The sequence below is a fragment of the Paenibacillus allorhizosphaerae genome, assembly GCF_042659105.1.
Taxonomy (GTDB): Bacteria; Bacillota; Bacilli; order Paenibacillales; family NBRC-103111; genus Paenibacillus_G; species Paenibacillus_G allorhizosphaerae.
Genome location: NZ_JBHSRV010000023.1, coordinates 29,701 through 46,950, shown reverse-complemented (window position 1 = coordinate 46,950; position 17,250 = coordinate 29,701). Strand labels below are relative to the sequence as shown.

Below are 17,250 nucleotides of genomic sequence, written 5' to 3'. Positions count from 1 at the left end.
CCTTTTATAATAATAAATGTTGTAATAAAAACACTTACTTGTACTGTACAAAATTACGATTTAAAAAGCAATTGCAAAACCAGACATAAGAAAAACTCCGTAACGGAGTCCTTAAAAGTAGCCAGACTGTTTTTAGCGGAAGTTTTTCTTGGTATAGAATTTCGCAGTTCACTTTCATGCTTTAGTGAACTTAAAAATTCTATAATGTTAAGAAAAGCCCTTCGGGACGTATCCGAAAGGGCGGCATTCACGAAGAAAGCGAGCGCTTCCTCCAAAGTAGATATGTAATGTAGACGATCAATAAAAATACGACATATACGCTTATCGCTATAATGGCGCTTCGCATATTGGAAAAAACATGCTCCCCAACAAATGCGAAAATAAGCATCACCGGCACTTTGCCGATAACCGTAGCCGTCATGAATGCCATCCACGACATGCGGGTGATCGCCGAATAAATGTTGACCGCAGGCGATGGGATGATCGGGATGAGCCGCGCAAACAGCACGCCGATGAACGGATTGCGCTCATATACGGCGGTGAACCGGTCAAGCTGCTTGAACCGGCTCAAAAAATCGCGTGCGGAGCGCTGTAATACAAAGCGCGCCAGCACAAACATGATCCCCGCGGCGGCGCTTGAGGCCAGCAGGTTGATGAAGCTTCCGGCTATAAGGCCGAACTTGGCTCCCATCAGACCGGCCACGATCCCGTACGGAATGACGGGCACGAGTGCCAGGAACAGCGCCATCAGCGTCATCGGCACAAGCTGGGAACGATCGCTGTTCCGAACCCAGTCCAATATTTCGTCTTTAAAATAGAAAGACGCGGCTACGGCAGCGGCATAAGCCGCTGCCCATATCCATCTACTCAAATGTTTGCTTCCACCCATATTACGGAACTTTCACGACAAAAGGAACGGTGAACACTTTGCCTTCATGCTGAAATTGTCCCCATATTTTGTAGATGCCGCTTGCCGGAAAGGTCGTCATAAATTTCGCATCCGGTCCCGCCGCCTTTTCGTCCGTCGGGTGAACATGGAGGTACTGAGACGCGTCTGCACTAAGAACGACAACGTGTCCGACCGCACCAAGATAAGGCTGCAAGTTAGTGATCGGCTTTTTCGAAGCGGCGTCTTTGATGTTAAACGTCATGTTGACCGCTTTGCCTGCCTGCAATTTATCGAAAGTGAGCGTCACTTCCTTGCCATCGACCGTCTTCGTGAGATTGGCTTCCGGCTCGAGCGCCACCGCCTTTGCTGCATCTCCTTGAACGGTAATCCATTGGCTCTTCGTCATCGAGCCCATCCCCGTCGGAACGAAGTCGGCGAACAGCTTATATTCACCGCCGGCCGGAAATTGCGTCGATATTTGGAACGCACCTTTGCCTTTGTCTTCCGGATGAATGTGATTGAAGTACGACAAATCTTTGCTGACGACGATCAAATGCAATTTTTTCTCGTGACTGACATCCAGACTTTCGATCGGTTTGTTATCTTTACCCGCGATCTGTATCGATACGCCCGTGTCTTGCTTCGCCCGCGGCTTCTCGCTGGATAGCTTGAATACCGCCTGTACGTCCTTCTCCTGATTGGCCCCGGCTCCAACCTGCTGCTCCCCCGCTTCATGGGCGCCATGGCCTCCATGCTCCGCACCACTATTGGTCTTTGTGTCCGACTTGCCGCAGGCGCTTAATAATGCGGCCGACAGCAGCAGCGGAATCGCAATTTTCATCATTTTCGAGTTCATTGTAATGATCCTCCCGAGCTATGGAATCGTTTTGGTAAGCAAAGTTCTGGTTTTGGGGCTACTCGACCACTGCAGCGCGCAGTGCATCTGCCGTAACCCGTTCGATAAACTTGGAAAATTTCTCTTTCTTCTTGCCGTGGTCCTGGAAATATTGGATCAGACCGCGCACGACCGGGATCAGTTGGTCTTCGGAAACGCGCTCCATAAAGAGAAACCCGGGCGCCGCTTTCAACGACTTCGCTTCGCCGCCGATATAAATGTCATAAGCGTCTCTCATCTTCACGACGCCGATATCTTTGAGCAGCGGCTCTCCCGTCGCCAGCGCACAACCGGAATACCCGATCTTGAGCGGGCTTGGCGCCGCTAGTCCGGCAACCGCTTCGTCCAGCGCCCTGGCTGTACTCAAACCGGCTTCCTCCGCTCCTTTGCAAAAGTTGCAGGTAATTAAGCTTTTCGTATAAAATCCGGCCGGATACACTTCAAGCCCGATTTGCTGCAGCTTGAATTTCGCTTCCTCTGCCCGCTCCTCTTGCATTTCTACGTACAACTGCTTAAAAGTTGTCATTTCAATGCGGGCATCTGCTCCCACAGCGGCTCCCAGCACAGCAAGCTGCTCCGGCTTAAACACCGTTCCCCCGACTTCAAACCCGGGCGTTACAGCGAATATTAACGTTGCCATCGTTCACGCTCTCCCCTCATCCCATAACGTCAACTTATACTTTCGCTCTTTGTAAACGCAGTGCGTTGAGCACGACCGATACGGAGCTTAATGCCATCGCCGCCCCGGCAACCCATGGGGCGAGCAGGCCGATCGCCGCGATCGGAATGCCGATCGTATTGTAAGCAAGCGCCCAGAACAAGTTTTGGCGAATGTTCGCCATCGTCTTCCGACTCATCTGAATCGCATCCGGAATGCTGCTTAAGTCGCCCCGCATCAGCGTAACATCGGCGGCTTCCATCGCCACGTCGGTTCCCGTGCCGATGGCCATGCCAATGTCGGCCATAGCCAGGGCTGGCGCGTCGTTGATGCCGTCGCCGACCATCGCCACTTTTTTCCCTTGGGCCTGCAGCTTCTTCACTTCTTCGGCTTTGCCTTCCGGCAGCACTTCCGCCAGCACGCGATCGATCCCTGCTTGCGCCGCAATCGCCCGAGCCGTGCGTTCATTATCGCCGGTAATCATGATGACTTCGATACCCATGTCTTTCAGCCGCGCCACTGCAGCCTGCGACGTTTCTTTGATCGTATCGGCGACCGCGACAATACCGGCAAACTTGCGGTCCACTGCGATCAACATCGCTGTTTTGCCCGACCGCTCCAACTCCGCCATCGTCTCAAAGGCGGCGCTCGCATCGACGTTGTACTCGGCCATCAGTTTTCTGGTACCGGCGAGCAATTCTTTTTCTTCCACGACAGCCCGAATGCCGAAGCCGGGAATCGCTTCGAACGATTCCGCCGCAGGCAGCGCGATGCCTTTGGCTGTAATGCCTGCCACGATCGCCTCCGCAAGGGGATGCTCCGAGCTTTTCTCGGCCGCCCCTACCCATCTCAAGAAAGATTGCTCATCCATACCAGCCGGAAGAACATCCGTAAGCTCCGGTTTTCCTTTCGTTACCGTTCCGGTTTTATCGAGAACAATCGTATCGATCCGGTGCGTTGCCTCCAGATGTTCGCCGCCTTTAAACAATACGCCCAGCTCCGCGGCGCGGCCCGACCCGGCCATAATGGACGTCGGCGTAGCGAGCCCCAGCGCGCACGGACAAGCGATAACAAGAATCGCGATTGCTTTTTCCAGCGCTTCGGCAAAGTCGCCCGGTGTTACGAAGAAGTACCATACTAGGAAAGCGGCAATGGCGATCCCTACGACGATCGGTACGAAAATGCCGGAGATGACGTCGGCTACGCGCTGGATCGGAGCTTTGGAGCCCTGCGCTTCCTCAACCACCTTAATGATTTGGGCAAGCGCCGTTTCTTTGCCGACTTTCGTCGCCTTAATCTTGAGCAGCCCATTCTTGTTGATCGTCGCGCCGATGACGCTGTCGCCTGCTTTTTTCCCGACGGGGATGCTTTCCCCCGTCAACATCGACTCGTCTACGGAAGACGTCCCTTCCACGACTTCGCCGTCTACCGGCACTTTCTCTCCCGGCTTGACGATGACGATATCATGCACGATCACTTCTTCGACGGGAATGCTAACTTCCTGACCGTCCCGAACGACAAGCGCCGTTTTGGCCTGAAGACCCATTAAGGTTTTGATCGCTTCCGAAGTGCGGCCTTTAGCCAGCCCCTCGAACAACTTGCCCAGCAGAACGAGCGTAATTAACACGGCGCTTGTTTCATAATACATTTCCGGTCCGTGATGCACATTCGCTCCTTGGCGGGCCCATTCAACGGTCAGGTATAAGCTGTAGAAATAAGCGGCCGACGTTCCCAAGGAGACGAGCACATCCATGTTCGCGCTTTTATTGCGGAGCGCCTTATACGCGCCGACGTAAAAGTGGCGGCCGATGTAAAACTGAACCGGTGTGGCCAGTGCGAGCTGGAACCATGGATTCATGAACAAATCCGGCATCCATATCCAGGACGTGAACGAGAAGTGCGTCACCATCGCCCACAAAAGCGGCAAGGATAAGATGGCCGAGGCGATAAATTTCCTTTTTTGTCGGGCAATTTCTTGTTCCCGGTGTCCGGCCGCATCCTCCATTTCTTCCTTGACGAGTGCTTTGTACCCGAGCTGCTCCACTTTCTTCTGCATATCGGTTATCGTTACTTGTGCCGAGTTATATTCGACATGTGCCGTCTCCAATGCAAAGTTGACGGAAGCTTTGGACACGCCCGGCAGTTTGTTCAAGCCTTTCTCGATTCTCGCTGCGCAAGCCGCGCAAGTCATGCCTGTCAATTGAAGTTCAACGGCTTCCTTAAGCGTGCCGTATCCCAGCTTCTCAATGCTTTGCTCCATCTGCGCGATATCAACTTGCAGCGGATCGTACGTGACGGAAGCTCGCTCGAGCGCAAAGTTTACGTTCGCCTCCGATACGCCGGATATTTTCTTCAATCCTTTTTCAATCCGGTTGGCGCAGGCGGCGCAGGTCATGCCGGTAATTTGCAAAGTTGCTTGCTCGCTTTCTCTGGACTGTGCTGTGCTCATTTGTATCACCCTTTATATATGATACCCCTGTAGGGTATAATTATTTGCGAAATAATGGAGCCACCTGAATGGCTCCGGTTCATCTTTTTATAATTACGTGAAATGAATGGATCAAACCACATCGTACCCTTGGTCTTCAATCGCTTCTTTGATCGCATCAAGCGTCACTTTCGATTCGTCGAACTGTACCGTTACCGACTTGCCGGCCAAATCGACTTTGGCGGATGCGCCGATCTGCTTCACGGCACCTTCAATGGAGTTCACGCAATGTCCGCAGGACATTCCTTCTACTTGCAGCTTCGCATTTTGCATCATGATAACCTCCTAGGAATGATATTATTTCATCAATTTATTTACAGTGATCAACAGCTCGTCAATGACCTCGCGGTCGCCGGATTGAATCCGGTCGATGACGCAGCTCTTCATATGGCCTTCGAGAAGCAGCTTCCCGACGCCGTTCAATGCGGATTGGATCGCCGCGATTTGATTCAGAACGTCGTCGCAATACGTATCTTTCTCAATCATTCCCTTAACTCCCCTGATCTGTCCTTCGATCCGGTTCAGCCGGGAAATCAAGTTGGACTTCATCTTATCCGAGTGGTGGCTCTTGCGCTCCTCCTCTTCGGTATGGCAGCATTCCTTCTCCACATTATCTGTAATGTCCATCGCATGATCACCTCTTGTTTATAATATACAATACCCCCGGTGGGTATGTCAACAACAAAAATAAATCATTTTGATACGATTATTATTATCGCGTTGTCCTAGCATTTATTCTTGCATACCCATCGTTATTTGACGAACGCAACCGCAGGCCATACTATAAGAAAAGCTTCTAATCGATGATCATTCGAGAAGACACGTTCGTGGTTAGCGGATGCTTTTCTTGCGAGCAGAAAGTTTACAATTCAGGCCGACCCTCTCCATTCGGCTAAATTTTCGTTGTTCTAAAAGAAAAGCTTCTGATCGATGCCCCTAACATATCCCTACGGAAGAAGGTGCCTACCCCTTGCGAATACACGTATTGGTAGCGGATGACGATCCCCATATTCGAGAACTGCTCCGATTCGTTCTCAAGAAGGAGGGCTATGTCGTCCTGGAAGCGGTAGACGGCGCGGAAGCTTGGGATGTCATCGAGCGCAAGCAGGTTCATTTGGCTGTCGTCGATGTGATGATGCCGGCAAAAGACGGGCTGGAGCTCTGCGAAGAAATCCGCAAGTATTACGATATTCCCGTTATTCTGCTAACGGCCAAAGGCGAGCTGGAGGATAAAGAGAAAGGCTTCTTGTCGGGTACGGACGACTACATCGTCAAGCCGTTCGAGCCGAAGGAACTGCTGTTTCGAATGAAAGCGCTGCTGCGGCGGTATCAAATGGTCTCCTCGGAAATCATTAAACTGAACGATACGGTGATCGACCGGAAAAGCTATGAAATAGCCGTTCGCGGCGAAGTACATACGATCCCGTTAAAAGAATTCGAGCTGTTATCACAGCTCGCGAGCCATCCTGGACGCATTTTCACCCGCGAGCAGCTGCTGCACCTCGTTTGGGGAGCCGACTACGAAGGCGGCAGCCGGACGATTGACGTACATATCAAACGATTGCGCGAGCGGTTTCAGGACCAAAAGGGCGATTTTACAATCACCACCATCCGCGGCTTGGGCTACAAACTCGAGGTGCAGAGCCGATGAAAACATTATATTTCCGCATTGTCCTTACATTCATATTGATTGCCATGATCAGCGGCCTTCTCGCTCTAGCGCTTTCCAATCTGTACTTAGGCAAAATAACGGGAAATAACGAACAAAAAGTATTGCGTATCGGCAACGAAATCCGCGCTTTGTACGAACGAACGCCGAATCTAGCACTGGGCGATTACTTGACGCACATCGCAGGCATGGGATTTCAAATTTACGCCGTCAACGGCCGAATGGAAGGGGCATCGTACGGCGCGCCTTTCAAGCATTGGCAAATGGACGAGCAGCAAATTCGCCGCGTGCTTCAAGGCGAGACTTATTACGGCATGGAAAAGAAGCGCTTTTCGCTGACGGGTGCCGGATTTTTCGAGAACAGCATCCGTAACAGCATCGGCATTCCCATGAAGGTGGAGGGAAACGACTACGCTTTGTTCGTACGCCCGAATCTGGAACAGCAAATCGGGGACGTGCACATCCTGCTGGCGTTGCTGCTGGGGCTTACCTTTTGCATCAGCATAGTCTTGATCGCCGTCATGTCTCGGTATATTGTAAAGCCGGTGAAAAAGCTGACGGAAGCAACCGACAAAATTATCCGGGGCGACTACGAGATCGCCATGGACGTATCGCGGCAGGATGAACTCGGCAATTTGGCGCGGCATTTTACACAGATGGCGCATTCGCTCCAACAGTTGGACGAGATGAGACAAGAGTTTGTAGCGAATGTTTCCCACGAAATTCAGTCGCCGTTAACTTCGATTCAAGGCTTTGCTCAAGCGATTCTTGAGCGGGAAGCGTCGCCTGAAGAAGCGCAGCGCTACCTGCGGATTATTGAGGAGGAAAGCAGGCGGCTGTCGTCATTGAGCAAGCAATTGCTTACTTTGGCCGCGCTAGACAAAGAAACGGCGGTCATAAAGACGGCCTCGTTTCGATTGGACGAGCAGATTCGTCAGGTCTTGATCGTGACTGAATACCAGTGGGCGGAGAAGCAGCTCACAGTGCTACCGGATTTGCCCGATGTCGTCATTACGGCGGATCCGCAACTGCTGCACCATGTATGGCTCAATTTGATTACGAACAGCATCAAGTTTTCACAACGGGGAGGTACGATTCGAATCCGTATTGTCACGGGGCGGGACGTCGCCGTCGAAATTAGAGATACCGGCAAAGGCATTCCCGAGTCGGAGCTGCCTCATATTTTCGACCGATTTTACAAAGCGGACAAGGCCAGAAACCGCACCCGATCTGGAACCGGACTTGGGCTGTCGATCGTCAAAAAAATCGTTGAGCTGCACCGGGGAAGCATCGACGTACAGAGCGAATTAGGCCAAGGAACGACCGTTACTGTCCGTTTTCCCAGCTTGTAACCTTCCATTCATCGTCCATTCATATTCGTACCCTACAATTGAAGCAGATCGCGATGCCGCAGCATTGACGCACGCTTGTGTAATCGCAAATCAGGATCAAAAAAGAAAAGTTGGAGGGATACGCCTATGTTTGGCTTTATGTTGTTTTTACACCTTACGGGGTTATTTGTGTGGCTCGGCTCCCTGCTCGCCACCATCGTTGTATTGGCCGTGATGAAACAGCAAATCGGCTCGCAGCCGTCGAATGCGCTCGCCGCGCGGATCATCAAAGTATTCAGCCGCTTTGCCCATCCCGGCGCCTTTATTGTCCTCGTCAGCGGCGTCGTCATGATCGTTCAAATGGGGATGGGGCCCGGGAAGCCGCTTTGGCTTGAGGTGATGGAAAAAGGCGGCGGCACGATCATCCTGCTTGCGCTGATCGTCACCGGCATTTGGGGAAGCAAAGTCAAGAAGCAATTGAATGCCGGACAAGAACAAGCGGTGAAATTCACCGGCTATCTCGCTACCATGTCGAGCTTCATGGTCGCTATTGTGCTTGTCGTCCTCGCCGTGAGCATGAAGATTTAGCATCATGTCGACCGTCGCTTTAGGCCAATCCAGAGGAGCATCACACGCCCTTTTTGCGGCTCCCGTACCCGGCCCGCATACAAAAGAGCCCTTCACCGAAATGAAGGGCTCTTCTCACGGGCAGCGGCGGCGAACCATTCCCCACCCATGTGTGCGCCTACGTGCCGGAAACAGTATTCCGTTTCTTCTGCAGTCGGCCGAGCGCAATATCCGCTATGATGGCAAGCATCGCGGCAGGAACGGCTCCGGCGTAAATCCGCACCGGATTGCGCAAGTTAATGCCGGCATAGATTTCCCGGCCGAGGCCGTCGCCGCCGATGAGCGGCGCCATGGTAGCGACGCCGATCGCGATGACGGCCGCTACCCGCAAGCCGGCCAGCAGAAAAGGAATTGACAGCGGCATCTGCACGCGCCACAGCAGCTGCGCGCCGCTCATCCCCATCCCGATGCCGGCATCGGTAACGCTGCGATCGACTTGCGTCAGGCCGACATACGTATTGCGGATGATCGGCAGCAGTGAGTATAAGAACAACCCGATAACGACCGTATAAAAGCCTAGTCCGAATACAATCATCAGTATGGCTAGAAGCGCCAGGCTCGGGAACACCTGTATGACATTGGCGGCCGATAAAATGAAGGAACTCCACTTTTTATGCTTTGCGCTAATCATTCCGAGAGGGATGCCGACGACCAGCGCCAGACCGAGTCCGCAAAGCACCATCGCGATGTGCTGCAGCGTGAGCTCAAGCAGTTCTCCCGCATGTCCGGTCACGTAATTGTAAAGCTGTACACCGATGTTAGGGGTCGAATCCATCCTGCATCACCTCGGATCTTATTTTAGTAAGCCCTCTTTTTTCAGAAACTCGACAGCAACTTCTTTTTCGCTGCGCTTTTTGACGTCAACCTCGTAGTTCAACTCTACCATCGTTTCTACATTGATCTTGCCCACCAATTGCTTGAGCGCCTCGCCCACTTCAGGGTGTTTCTGCAGTATTTCTTTTCTGGCTACAGCCGAAGCATCGTACGGCGGGAAGAACTGCTTGTCGTCTTCAAGCGTTTTCAGTTCAAACTGCTTGATTCGAGCGTCTGTGGAATAAGCGAGCACGATATCCACTTTTTTGTTCGCTACCGCTTCATATACTAATCCGATTTCCATCGGAAGGGTTTGCCCAAAGGATAGACCATAATGCTTGGAAAAAGCTTTATAGCCGTCGTTTTCCCGCTCCAGCCAAGTCGTATCGACTCCAATTTTCATATCCTTGGCTTTGTCTTTCAGGTCGGAAATTTTCTCGAGTTTGTACTGATCCGCCAAATCTTTGCGCACGGTAAATGCGTACGTATTTTCGAATCCGAACGGATCGAACCATTCGAAATCGAATGTTTTATTGAATCCCTCTTTGGCTTGCTGCAACACTTTGGCCCGGTCTTTCGTTTGCTCGATATCGAAATATCCGTTGAATATTTCGCCCGTGTATAGCGTGGCCAAGTCGATTTCTTTGTTCTTCATTGCTTTGATGACAACGGGACTTGCCGCGAGATCGGCCTTCACATCCACTTTCAGTTTGGAACGGTCCTCGATCAACGCTTTGTACATTTGCGCTAAAATTTTGGGCTCTGTATACGTTTGCGCCCCGATAGTAATTTTATCGCCGCTTCCGCAGCCCGATAACAACACAACGACCGACAATAACAACAAAACTGCTGACGTACCCCATTTTCTTTTTCTCATGTACTCCTCCTGATCAAACCGATTATTGTAAAACATTTATTTGAAACTTTCAGCAGAGACTTCGACCGGAGCTGCGTTTAGGCCGCAGCCGAAGGCGAGGTCGAGGTTGGAGCTGCCGCCAGCGGTTTCTTGCGCGTGCTCCATTTCTCCACTTGGCCAAGCACAAAATCGGCCAGGAGCGCAAGCACAATCGCCGCGAATGCACCTAAGAAAATCAGCTCATCCTTGTTGACGCCCAGTCCGGAGAAGATCAGTACGCCCAGGCCTCCACCCCCGATGAGGGATGCGAGCGTCGTCCAACTGATAATGTAGACCGTCGTGACGCGAATGCCCGATATGATATAAGGAAGCGCGATCGGCAGTTGAATGAACATGATTCTTTGCAGCGGCCCGTATCCCATGCCCTTCGCCGCTTCCAGAATGCTGCGGTCGGCCGACTCCATGCCGGCATACGTATTTCTCAATAAAGGCAGCAGCGCGTAAAGGAATAGTGCGAAGATCGCCGGCTTCATGCCGATGCCCATCAGCGGGATGAGCAGGGCCAGCAAAGCCAGACTCGGGATCGTCTGAAACAAATTCGCTACCCCGAACGTAATTGATTTCAAATACCGGTTGCTGCTGTTTGCCAGCAAAATGCCCACCGGAATGGCGACCAGACAGCCCAGGAAGACGGCTAACGCCGAGATCCACAAATGCTCCACCGTAGCGGCCCATAAATCCGGCAGTCTTGCCGCCGCAAACTCGGTGAAGCCGCTCCACCATGATTTATCCGACATCTGCGGCACCCCCCGTGCTTACGGAAGTATACAAATCCGCCATATGACGCACGACGCTGCCTCTCGTAATCAATCCTTTAAACTTTTGACCTTCGCCCAGTACCGGAATGTTGGACAATTGATGCTTATCCATCAGCTGCAGCGCCAATATTAGCGGCGTTCCCGTAGGGACGGTATGCTCCACCGGCTTCATGACATCCGCAACCGTTTTCTCTTCCCAGCCATATTGGTCGAGGACCTGGTAAATCGAGACGGCGCCCTTCAAGATACCTTGCGAATCCACGATATATAGTGAATCGACGCGGCGTTTCTCCATCATCTGAATCGCTTCAGCGAGTCCTCTGGTCGGGAAAGCCGTGCCCGGACTTTCCACCATCACATTGTCGACCCGCGGCATATCTTCGGCAACGACGCTGGATTGCAGTCTTTTTTGTCCGATGAAGCTCTTAACGAAATCGTTTGCGGGATGCCGCAATATTTGCTCCGGCTTGCCCTTTTGCACGACACTGCCGTCTTTCATGATGACGATCGTGTCGGCGATGCGAATCGCTTCGTCCATATCATGCGTGACGAAAACGATCGTTTTCTTCAATTCCTGCTGGAGACGGATCAGCTCATCCTGCAGCTGTTCCCGGCTGATCGGGTCGAGCGCGCTGAACGGCTCATCCATGAGGATCACGTCGGGGTCGGCCGCCATCGCCCGGATAACGCCGATACGCTGCTGCTGGCCGCCGCTCAGTTCTGAGGGATACCGATTTCGAAAGACATCGGGCGACATCCCGACCAGATTCAGCAGTTCGTCGATTCTGGCTTCGATACGGGACTTTTCCCATTTTAACAACGAGGGAACGACAGCTACGTTTTTCGCTATCGTCATGTGGGGGAATAAACCGATGTTCTGAATGACATAACCGATTTTCCTGCGGAGATCGACCGGATTCCATTCCTGCGTACTCCGGCCTTCAATACGGATCGTTCCATCCGTCGGCTCGATCAGACGGTTGATCAGCTTCATCGTCGTCGACTTGCCGCAGCCGCTCGGTCCGATCAATACCGTAATTTCGCCTTTCTTAAATTCCAGGTTCACGTCGCTCAAAGCCTTGAAACCATCGTCATAGACTTTGTTAACCCCCGTCATCTGAATCATGAGGAACACTCACCTTTCTTCCTGAATGGGATTTTGAAATCGTGCATACGAGTGGTTGTTCTTATCACATCCCTTGGTGGAATTTACTTGTTACTTTAGCCCTGAATAATACTGGTACGAGGTTAGAAAAGACTTATGCCCTGCCCACCGCTTGAGCAGTAAGATCGGGGTGCCTTGTTCGGCCAGCCTGCGGCAAAACGTATTCCGCAAATCGTGGCAGCTGATCTCGAATCCGAGCTTCTCCGCATATCCTTCGATGACAAACTGGACCGCACGCGGCTGCATGTAACCCGAACGTTCGGTGACGAACAGGTGCATGCTCGTTTTATAGCATTCTTTGCTTGCCAGCGCCCGCTGCTCGATCCATTCGGACAGACATGCGTACGTTTTCGAATCCATCGGCACGCGCCGAAGCTCGGTCCCCCTGTCATAGACGATCAGCTCATCCGGAAGCACGGATGAAACTTGGAGCTCCGATACTTCCTCCAACCGCAGTCCCATATTCAAAAGAACGTACAGCAGCGCCAGGTTGCGGCTTCGTTTAAACGGGTTCTTCTCCTGTTCGGCCAATGCAAGCAGACTTGCTTCTTCTTCCGCAGTGAGCCAGCGCGGGAGCTCGTTTTTTTTCGGCGTGTAGTATCTGGCGCTGGCCGCCGGATTGCCCTTGGCCATGCCCCGCTCCTCCGCCCATTTAAAGAAAGAGGCGAGGATCGATACGTATTTGTTGATCGTAGAAAGTCGTTTCCCTTGTATATATAACTCATCGCGGCTGGCGAAGATATCCTCCTGCACGACCGAGGCCATCGATTTGTCCGAACGTTTCAGCCAATCGAGGAAATGACCGATTTCAGCGGCATACAGCTTGACGGTGCTTTCTTCTTTGCCTTTTTCCCTGAGATAATCCGTAAATGGTTCAATCCATTGCTCCGAGTATTGATTTTTAACGCCTTCCATCGTTGTTTTTCTCTCCGTTGTTCAGTGTAGGCTTTTGTTGTATGATGCAACGAATAATTTTATGATGAATTTTATTTTATGATCAATTTAATTCTATGATGAATATCATAACACACAATTGCCGCTGTTATAAAACATGACAACCTGCCGTATTTTACCGTAATTTGGGATCCTTGTGTCTATACGGACTTATACACCGTATTTCAATACATTTACTCCCGTATGGATACATATGCTTCCTTTTACGGTTTACTTGCGATTCGTACGCGTCCAAAATCCCCCGTGCAGCTGCTTCGGCTCCAGCGTCACCACGAATGCTCTGGGATCGATAGCCAAAATCGACTTGTACAAGGAGTGCTCGTTTTTCCGTTTGGCCAAAACCTCCAATACAAGGCGCTCGCCGTCTCGCCCGTAGCCAATCCACGACGTCACGCCGTAGCCCTGCTGCCGCAGGTCGCTGGCCATATTGCTGCCCACTTCGTTCGTAATGACTTTCAGCGTCACGTAGCCGAGCGCCAGCTTCTCCTCGATCCAGGTGCCTGCCAGTACGCCGAGGCCGTACCCAAGTGCATAGACAAGCAAACTTAGCGGTTGCTTCAGATATTGCAGCACCATATTGAGCCCGAGCACATAGATCGTAATTTCGATAATGCTGATGGCGGCGGCGAAATACTTTTTCCCTTTCAGCGTCAGAATCATCCGCAGCGTAAAACAGGAGACGTAAACGATTTGGATCACAAAGATGCTCAGCAAAATATTCAGCACGTTGGTCCTCCTTGTAAGTCATGATGATGAAGACGGTACGTTGTCATCATACGAAAAGAAAGCCGTATTCGCAAATTGCCCTGGCCGCGTTTTTTCCGAATTTCACTAAAAAAGAAGAACACCCCCATCCGAAAAAGGGAGTGTTCATTGCATGTGCTATTTCGTTTTCAAGTCCTCAATCGAATCGATATTCATATATGCCGGTACGACAAGTCCGATTTTGGTACCGTTCAGGTTCGGACCGAGATCTTCAAATTTGCCCTTGAATTTGTCGTAGTAATCCTTGTGCGTCGTCGGCAGCCAAGCCGCTACGATCGCATCGGCGTCCCCGCTCGAAATGCCGGCCCACATCGGCCCTGCTTCCACTTGCAACAGATCGACGGTATACCCCAGTTTATCGATCAGCACCTGCTTGACTACGTTCGTGCTGGCAATCTCCGAGTCCCAGGCCACGTAGGCCAGCTTCAGCTTCTTGCCATCCGCTTTCGCAATATCTTTCACCCAAGCGTCTACTTTCGCTGCGTTGCCTTTAATCCATTCAGAAGCGGCTTCCTCCGGCTTCTTCCCTTCCTGAATGGCAACCATCACTTTCGCCATATCTTCAGGCGTCCATTCGAACCGGTCCAAAAAGCTGTACGCGGAAGGGTGGTCCGCTTTCAAGCCGTTTCTAACGACGGTATGAATTTGCTCATCCCCGCCGTAAACGCCTTTTGGGTCTTTCAAATATTTCAGGTCATACTTGGCGAACATCCAGTGCGGCGTCCAACCGGTAATAATAATCGGCTTTTTGTTTTTGTACGCTTTGTCCAGCGCGGCGGCCATCGCTGCCCCGGAGCCTTCGACCAGCTTCCAGTCTTTCAGCTCGTAATCCTTCAAAGCTTTTTCCGTTGATTTCATAATGCCGGCGCCCGGATCAATCCCGATAATCTCGTGCTTTACTTGGTCGCCTACGGACGCCGCGGCGGATGGCGGCGTGTTTTTGGCGCATCCTGTTAACGCCACTATGCTGGAAATACCGATAATCATAAGTCCTTTTACCATTTTGTTCATCCGTTTATTCTCCCCTTCTTTTTTTCCCTTTTATGAAATGCTGTGTCAGCCGGTCAAGCAATATAGCCAATATGACAATCGACAATCCGGCTTCGAAGCCTTGACCCGTCTTGATTTGCGTAACGGCGCGGTATACGTCGGCGCCTATGCCCTGCGCTCCGATCATCGAAGCGATGACGACCATCGATAAAGCGAGCATGATCGTCTGGTTGATTCCGGCCATGATGGACGGCACCGCTTGCGGCAGCTGTACCTTAAGCAGCTTCTGTGCCGGCGTAGACCCGAATGCATCCGCCGCTTCGACCAAATCCGCAGGCACTTGACGAATGCCAAGATTCGTCAGCCGAATCGTGGGAGGAACAGCGAAGATGACAGAAGCGATCACCCCGGGTACGACGCCTAATCCGAAAAAGGTAACCGCAGGAATCAAGTAAACGAAGGCCGGCATGGTCTGCATGAAGTCGAGCAACGGCACGAGCAGACTCTGCGCCCGGTTGTCTCTTGCGCAAATAATGCCGAGCGGCACGCCGATCACAATCGAAATGATCGCAGAGGTCATCACGAGCGCCAGCGTATCCATCGTATGTTCCCAATACCCCAAATTGTCGATAAGTAAAAGTCCGATGAACGTGAACAAAGCAAGGGGCCACCGCACAAACCATAACGCAACCGCCGATAAAATGACGATCATGAGAACGGAAGGCGGCAAATGAAACACGGCAGAGAACAGGTTTACGATACCTTCGATCACCGCGGAGACGATATCGAAAAAAAACGACAGCTGACTTTCCAGACCGTCGACGAAATGCTCCACCCAATCAGCTAATGGAAGCTTCGGGATCATCCGGTTCCACCTCCTTCGTCAAAGGGTGTCCGGCCAGTGCGCCAAGAACAGCACCCCGTACAATAACCCCAAGCAAGCGGCCCTTCTCGTTCACGACGGCGACGGGATATCTGGACGTCCCGCAAATTTCAAACAAATCATGGAGAAGGACATCGGGAGCAACCGTCGGCGTTTCTTTGATCACGATACTTTCCAGCGTTCTCCCTTCTTTGACGGCCGTGGAAGCGTCGTCTGCAGTAATGACGCCGATCAGGCGTTTACTGCGATCGACGACGAACAAATTCGATATCCCGCCGTCTCTCATGAGCTGCAGCGCGACGCGGGGGCCGCGGTCCGGCGTAATCGTCTCCGGCCTGCGCATCACATGGGAGGCGTTCAGCACCTTGGACAAGTCGACATCCTCGACAAAACGTTCCACGTACTCGTTGGCAGGGTTGATCATGATTTCTTCCGGTGTACCGATTTGTACAACCACGCCGTCTTTCATGAGAGCGATTCGGTCGCCTATGCGCAGCGCCTCGTCGAGATCATGCGTAATGAAGACGATTGTTTTTTTCATCTTCTCCTGCAGATCGAGCAGCTCATCCTGCATGTCCTTGCGAATAAGCGGATCCAGTGCGCTGAAGGCTTCGTCCATGAGCAGAATGTCCGGGTCATTCGCGAGCGCTCTCGCAAGACCGACGCGCTGCTGCATGCCGCCGCTAAGCTGCTCCGGATAGCTGCTTCCCCAGGCTTCAAGCCCTACAAGCTGCAAAGCGGCCAAAGCTTTGTCCTGACGGTCCTTCTTCCCTACGCCCTGCACTTCCAAGCCGTACTCCGCATTCTCAAGCACCGTCCGATGCGGGAACAACGCGAACTTTTGAAATACCATGCTCATCGTTTCCCGGCGAACTTTGCGAAGCTGCTCCTGGTTCATCTGCGTGATGTCTTTGCCATGAATCAGAACACTGCCTTGCGTCGGTTCGATCAACCGGTTCAGAAGCCGCACCAGGGTCGACTTCCCGCTTCCCGAGAGCCCCATAATGACAAAGATTTCTCCGGGCTCGATCGAAAAATCGACGCGATTGACCCCGACCGTATAGCGGAGCTCTTTATATATTTTTTCTTTGCTCCAGCCTTGATCCAGCAGCGGCAGCACCCTTTCCGGCTCATTGCCGAATACTTTGGTAAGTTGCTTCACTTCGATAATCGCCAAATTGACACCCCATTCCAGTTCATTTCCAACTCCTTACACAAGTCTAACGGAATAACAAAAATAGTGTCAACCGTTTTTAACGTTTGTTTCGTATGTACAGAAAAAACTTTACGTTGTTTCTTTCGCTTTTATACCCGTTTCCTCGGTTTTCCTGCATGATCTGTTCCTTTACATTGTCCGTATTGTTTTTTACAATGAGCCTAAACACGATTATGATTTCATAGCTGGCTGCAACTTTAGACAATGTACGACACCGACAGAGGAGCGGGAAT

Annotated in this window: 18 protein-coding genes; 3 read left to right on the top strand and 15 right to left on the bottom strand. The window is 51.8% G+C overall.

The genetic code is table 11. The features are described 5' to 3' along the window. Positions 1 to 247: 247 nt before the first annotated feature. From ACFQI7_RS34760 to ACFQI7_RS34735, 6 genes are all read right to left on the bottom strand, one after another. Positions 248 to 871, bottom strand: a complete 624-nt coding sequence (locus ACFQI7_RS34760) for a TVP38/TMEM64 family protein (RefSeq protein ID WP_218102780.1) — start codon at positions 869 to 871, stop codon at positions 248 to 250. A gap of 19 nt (positions 872 to 890) precedes the next feature. Beyond that, the gene (locus ACFQI7_RS34755; protein WP_230415638.1) at positions 891 to 1,745 is read right to left on the bottom strand and encodes a hypothetical protein; all 855 of its coding nucleotides are present in this window, start codon (positions 1,743 to 1,745) and stop codon (positions 891 to 893) included. A gap of 58 nt (positions 1,746 to 1,803) precedes the next feature. Continuing rightward, complete coding sequence (locus ACFQI7_RS34750) at positions 1,804 to 2,424, bottom strand: NAD(P)/FAD-dependent oxidoreductase (protein WP_218102781.1); 621 nt, start codon at positions 2,422 to 2,424, stop codon at positions 1,804 to 1,806. Positions 2,425 to 2,458: 34 nt separating this feature from the next. Then, complete coding sequence (locus ACFQI7_RS34745; protein WP_218102782.1) at positions 2,459 to 4,891, bottom strand: heavy metal translocating P-type ATPase; 2,433 nt, start codon at positions 4,889 to 4,891, stop codon at positions 2,459 to 2,461. A gap of 111 nt (positions 4,892 to 5,002) precedes the next feature. Further along, on the bottom strand, positions 5,003 to 5,203 hold the full coding sequence (locus ACFQI7_RS34740) for a copper ion binding protein (protein ID WP_218102819.1): 201 nt from the start codon (positions 5,201 to 5,203) through the stop codon (positions 5,003 to 5,005). A 24-nt stretch (positions 5,204 to 5,227) separates the two neighbouring features. Further along, positions 5,228 to 5,557 carry a metal-sensitive transcriptional regulator gene (locus ACFQI7_RS34735; RefSeq protein WP_329958295.1) on the bottom strand — a complete coding sequence of 110 codons (330 nt, stop codon included), beginning with the start codon at positions 5,555 to 5,557 and terminating at the stop codon, positions 5,228 to 5,230. 343 nt (positions 5,558 to 5,900) lie between these two features. On the opposite strand from ACFQI7_RS34735, the gene ACFQI7_RS34730 reads away from it, so the two are divergent. The 3 genes from ACFQI7_RS34730 to ACFQI7_RS34720 all read left to right on the top strand — a co-directional run bounded on the left by ACFQI7_RS34730 (position 5,901) and on the right by ACFQI7_RS34720 (position 8,518). Then, positions 5,901 to 6,581, top strand: a complete 681-nt coding sequence (locus tag ACFQI7_RS34730) for a response regulator transcription factor (RefSeq protein ID WP_218102783.1) — start codon at positions 5,901 to 5,903, stop codon at positions 6,579 to 6,581. Continuing rightward, positions 6,578 to 7,951, top strand: coding sequence for a sensor histidine kinase (locus ACFQI7_RS34725; RefSeq protein WP_218102784.1), 1,374 nt, complete (start codon positions 6,578 to 6,580; stop codon positions 7,949 to 7,951). Before ACFQI7_RS34730 ends, ACFQI7_RS34725 begins: the two co-directional genes overlap by 4 nt. Before the next feature lie 126 nt (positions 7,952 to 8,077). After that, positions 8,078 to 8,518 (top strand): hypothetical protein, encoded by a 441-nt coding sequence (locus ACFQI7_RS34720; RefSeq protein WP_218102785.1) that lies wholly within the window; start codon positions 8,078 to 8,080, stop codon positions 8,516 to 8,518. A 157-nt stretch (positions 8,519 to 8,675) separates the two neighbouring features. Here ACFQI7_RS34720 and ACFQI7_RS34715 read toward each other — a convergent pair whose 3' ends face one another. The 9 genes from ACFQI7_RS34715 to ACFQI7_RS34675 all read right to left on the bottom strand — a co-directional run bounded on the left by ACFQI7_RS34715 (position 8,676) and on the right by ACFQI7_RS34675 (position 16,978). Then, on the bottom strand, positions 8,676 to 9,332 hold the full coding sequence (locus ACFQI7_RS34715; protein WP_218102786.1) for an ABC transporter permease: 657 nt from the start codon (positions 9,330 to 9,332) through the stop codon (positions 8,676 to 8,678). A gap of 18 nt (positions 9,333 to 9,350) precedes the next feature. After that, entirely contained in the window at positions 9,351 to 10,247 is an 897-nt protein-coding gene (locus tag ACFQI7_RS34710; protein WP_218102787.1) for a glycine betaine ABC transporter substrate-binding protein, read from the bottom strand. A 77-nt stretch (positions 10,248 to 10,324) separates the two neighbouring features. Further along, positions 10,325 to 11,023, bottom strand: a complete 699-nt coding sequence (locus tag ACFQI7_RS34705; protein ID WP_218102788.1) for an ABC transporter permease — start codon at positions 11,021 to 11,023, stop codon at positions 10,325 to 10,327. Continuing rightward, complete coding sequence (locus ACFQI7_RS34700; protein ID WP_218102789.1) at positions 11,013 to 12,170, bottom strand: betaine/proline/choline family ABC transporter ATP-binding protein; 1,158 nt, start codon at positions 12,168 to 12,170, stop codon at positions 11,013 to 11,015. The genes ACFQI7_RS34705 and ACFQI7_RS34700 overlap by 11 nt, the downstream gene beginning before the upstream one ends. 90 nt (positions 12,171 to 12,260) lie before the next feature. Continuing rightward, positions 12,261 to 13,124, bottom strand: coding sequence for a tyrosine-type recombinase/integrase (locus ACFQI7_RS34695; RefSeq protein ID WP_218102790.1), 864 nt, complete (start codon positions 13,122 to 13,124; stop codon positions 12,261 to 12,263). Positions 13,125 to 13,373: 249 nt separating this feature from the next. After that, a complete protein-coding gene (locus ACFQI7_RS34690; protein WP_218102791.1) occupies positions 13,374 to 13,889 on the bottom strand; it encodes a DUF2179 domain-containing protein in 516 nt (171 codons plus the stop codon). A gap of 156 nt (positions 13,890 to 14,045) precedes the next feature. Further along, the gene (locus tag ACFQI7_RS34685) at positions 14,046 to 14,939 is read right to left on the bottom strand and encodes a glycine betaine ABC transporter substrate-binding protein (RefSeq protein ID WP_329958296.1); all 894 of its coding nucleotides are present in this window, start codon (positions 14,937 to 14,939) and stop codon (positions 14,046 to 14,048) included. Between the two features lie 4 nt (positions 14,940 to 14,943). Continuing rightward, complete coding sequence (locus ACFQI7_RS34680; RefSeq protein WP_218102792.1) at positions 14,944 to 15,783, bottom strand: ABC transporter permease; 840 nt, start codon at positions 15,781 to 15,783, stop codon at positions 14,944 to 14,946. Beyond that, positions 15,758 to 16,978 carry a quaternary amine ABC transporter ATP-binding protein gene (locus ACFQI7_RS34675; protein WP_218102793.1) on the bottom strand — a complete coding sequence of 407 codons (1,221 nt, stop codon included), beginning with the start codon at positions 16,976 to 16,978 and terminating at the stop codon, positions 15,758 to 15,760. The genes ACFQI7_RS34680 and ACFQI7_RS34675 overlap by 26 nt, the downstream gene beginning before the upstream one ends. Positions 16,979 to 17,250: the final 272 nt, after the last annotated feature.

Coding starts and splice junctions, on each gene's coding strand:
- ACFQI7_RS34695 (WP_218102790.1), bottom strand. CDS start 13,124: ATGGAAGGCGTTAAAAATCAATACTCGGAGCAATGGATTGAACCATTT.
- ACFQI7_RS34745 (WP_218102782.1), bottom strand. CDS start 4,891: ATGAGCACAGCACAGTCCAGAGAAAGCGAGCAAGCAACTTTGCAAATT.
- ACFQI7_RS34735 (WP_329958295.1), bottom strand. CDS start 5,557: ATGGACATTACAGATAATGTGGAGAAGGAATGCTGCCATACCGAAGAG.
- ACFQI7_RS34680 (WP_218102792.1), bottom strand. CDS start 15,783: ATGATCCCGAAGCTTCCATTAGCTGATTGGGTGGAGCATTTCGTCGAC.
- ACFQI7_RS34700 (WP_218102789.1), bottom strand. CDS start 12,170: ATGATTCAGATGACGGGGGTTAACAAAGTCTATGACGATGGTTTCAAG.
- ACFQI7_RS34740 (WP_218102819.1), bottom strand. CDS start 5,203: ATGCAAAATGCGAAGCTGCAAGTAGAAGGAATGTCCTGCGGACATTGC.
- ACFQI7_RS34705 (WP_218102788.1), bottom strand. CDS start 11,023: ATGTCGGATAAATCATGGTGGAGCGGCTTCACCGAGTTTGCGGCGGCA.
- ACFQI7_RS34685 (WP_329958296.1), bottom strand. CDS start 14,939: ATGAACAAAATGGTAAAAGGACTTATGATTATCGGTATTTCCAGCATA.
- ACFQI7_RS34725 (WP_218102784.1), top strand. CDS start 6,578: ATGAAAACATTATATTTCCGCATTGTCCTTACATTCATATTGATTGCC.
- ACFQI7_RS34755 (WP_230415638.1), bottom strand. CDS start 1,745: ATGAACTCGAAAATGATGAAAATTGCGATTCCGCTGCTGCTGTCGGCC.
- ACFQI7_RS34715 (WP_218102786.1), bottom strand. CDS start 9,332: ATGGATTCGACCCCTAACATCGGTGTACAGCTTTACAATTACGTGACC.
- ACFQI7_RS34710 (WP_218102787.1), bottom strand. CDS start 10,247: ATGAGAAAAAGAAAATGGGGTACGTCAGCAGTTTTGTTGTTATTGTCG.
- ACFQI7_RS34720 (WP_218102785.1), top strand. CDS start 8,078: ATGTTTGGCTTTATGTTGTTTTTACACCTTACGGGGTTATTTGTGTGG.
- ACFQI7_RS34750 (WP_218102781.1), bottom strand. CDS start 2,424: ATGGCAACGTTAATATTCGCTGTAACGCCCGGGTTTGAAGTCGGGGGA.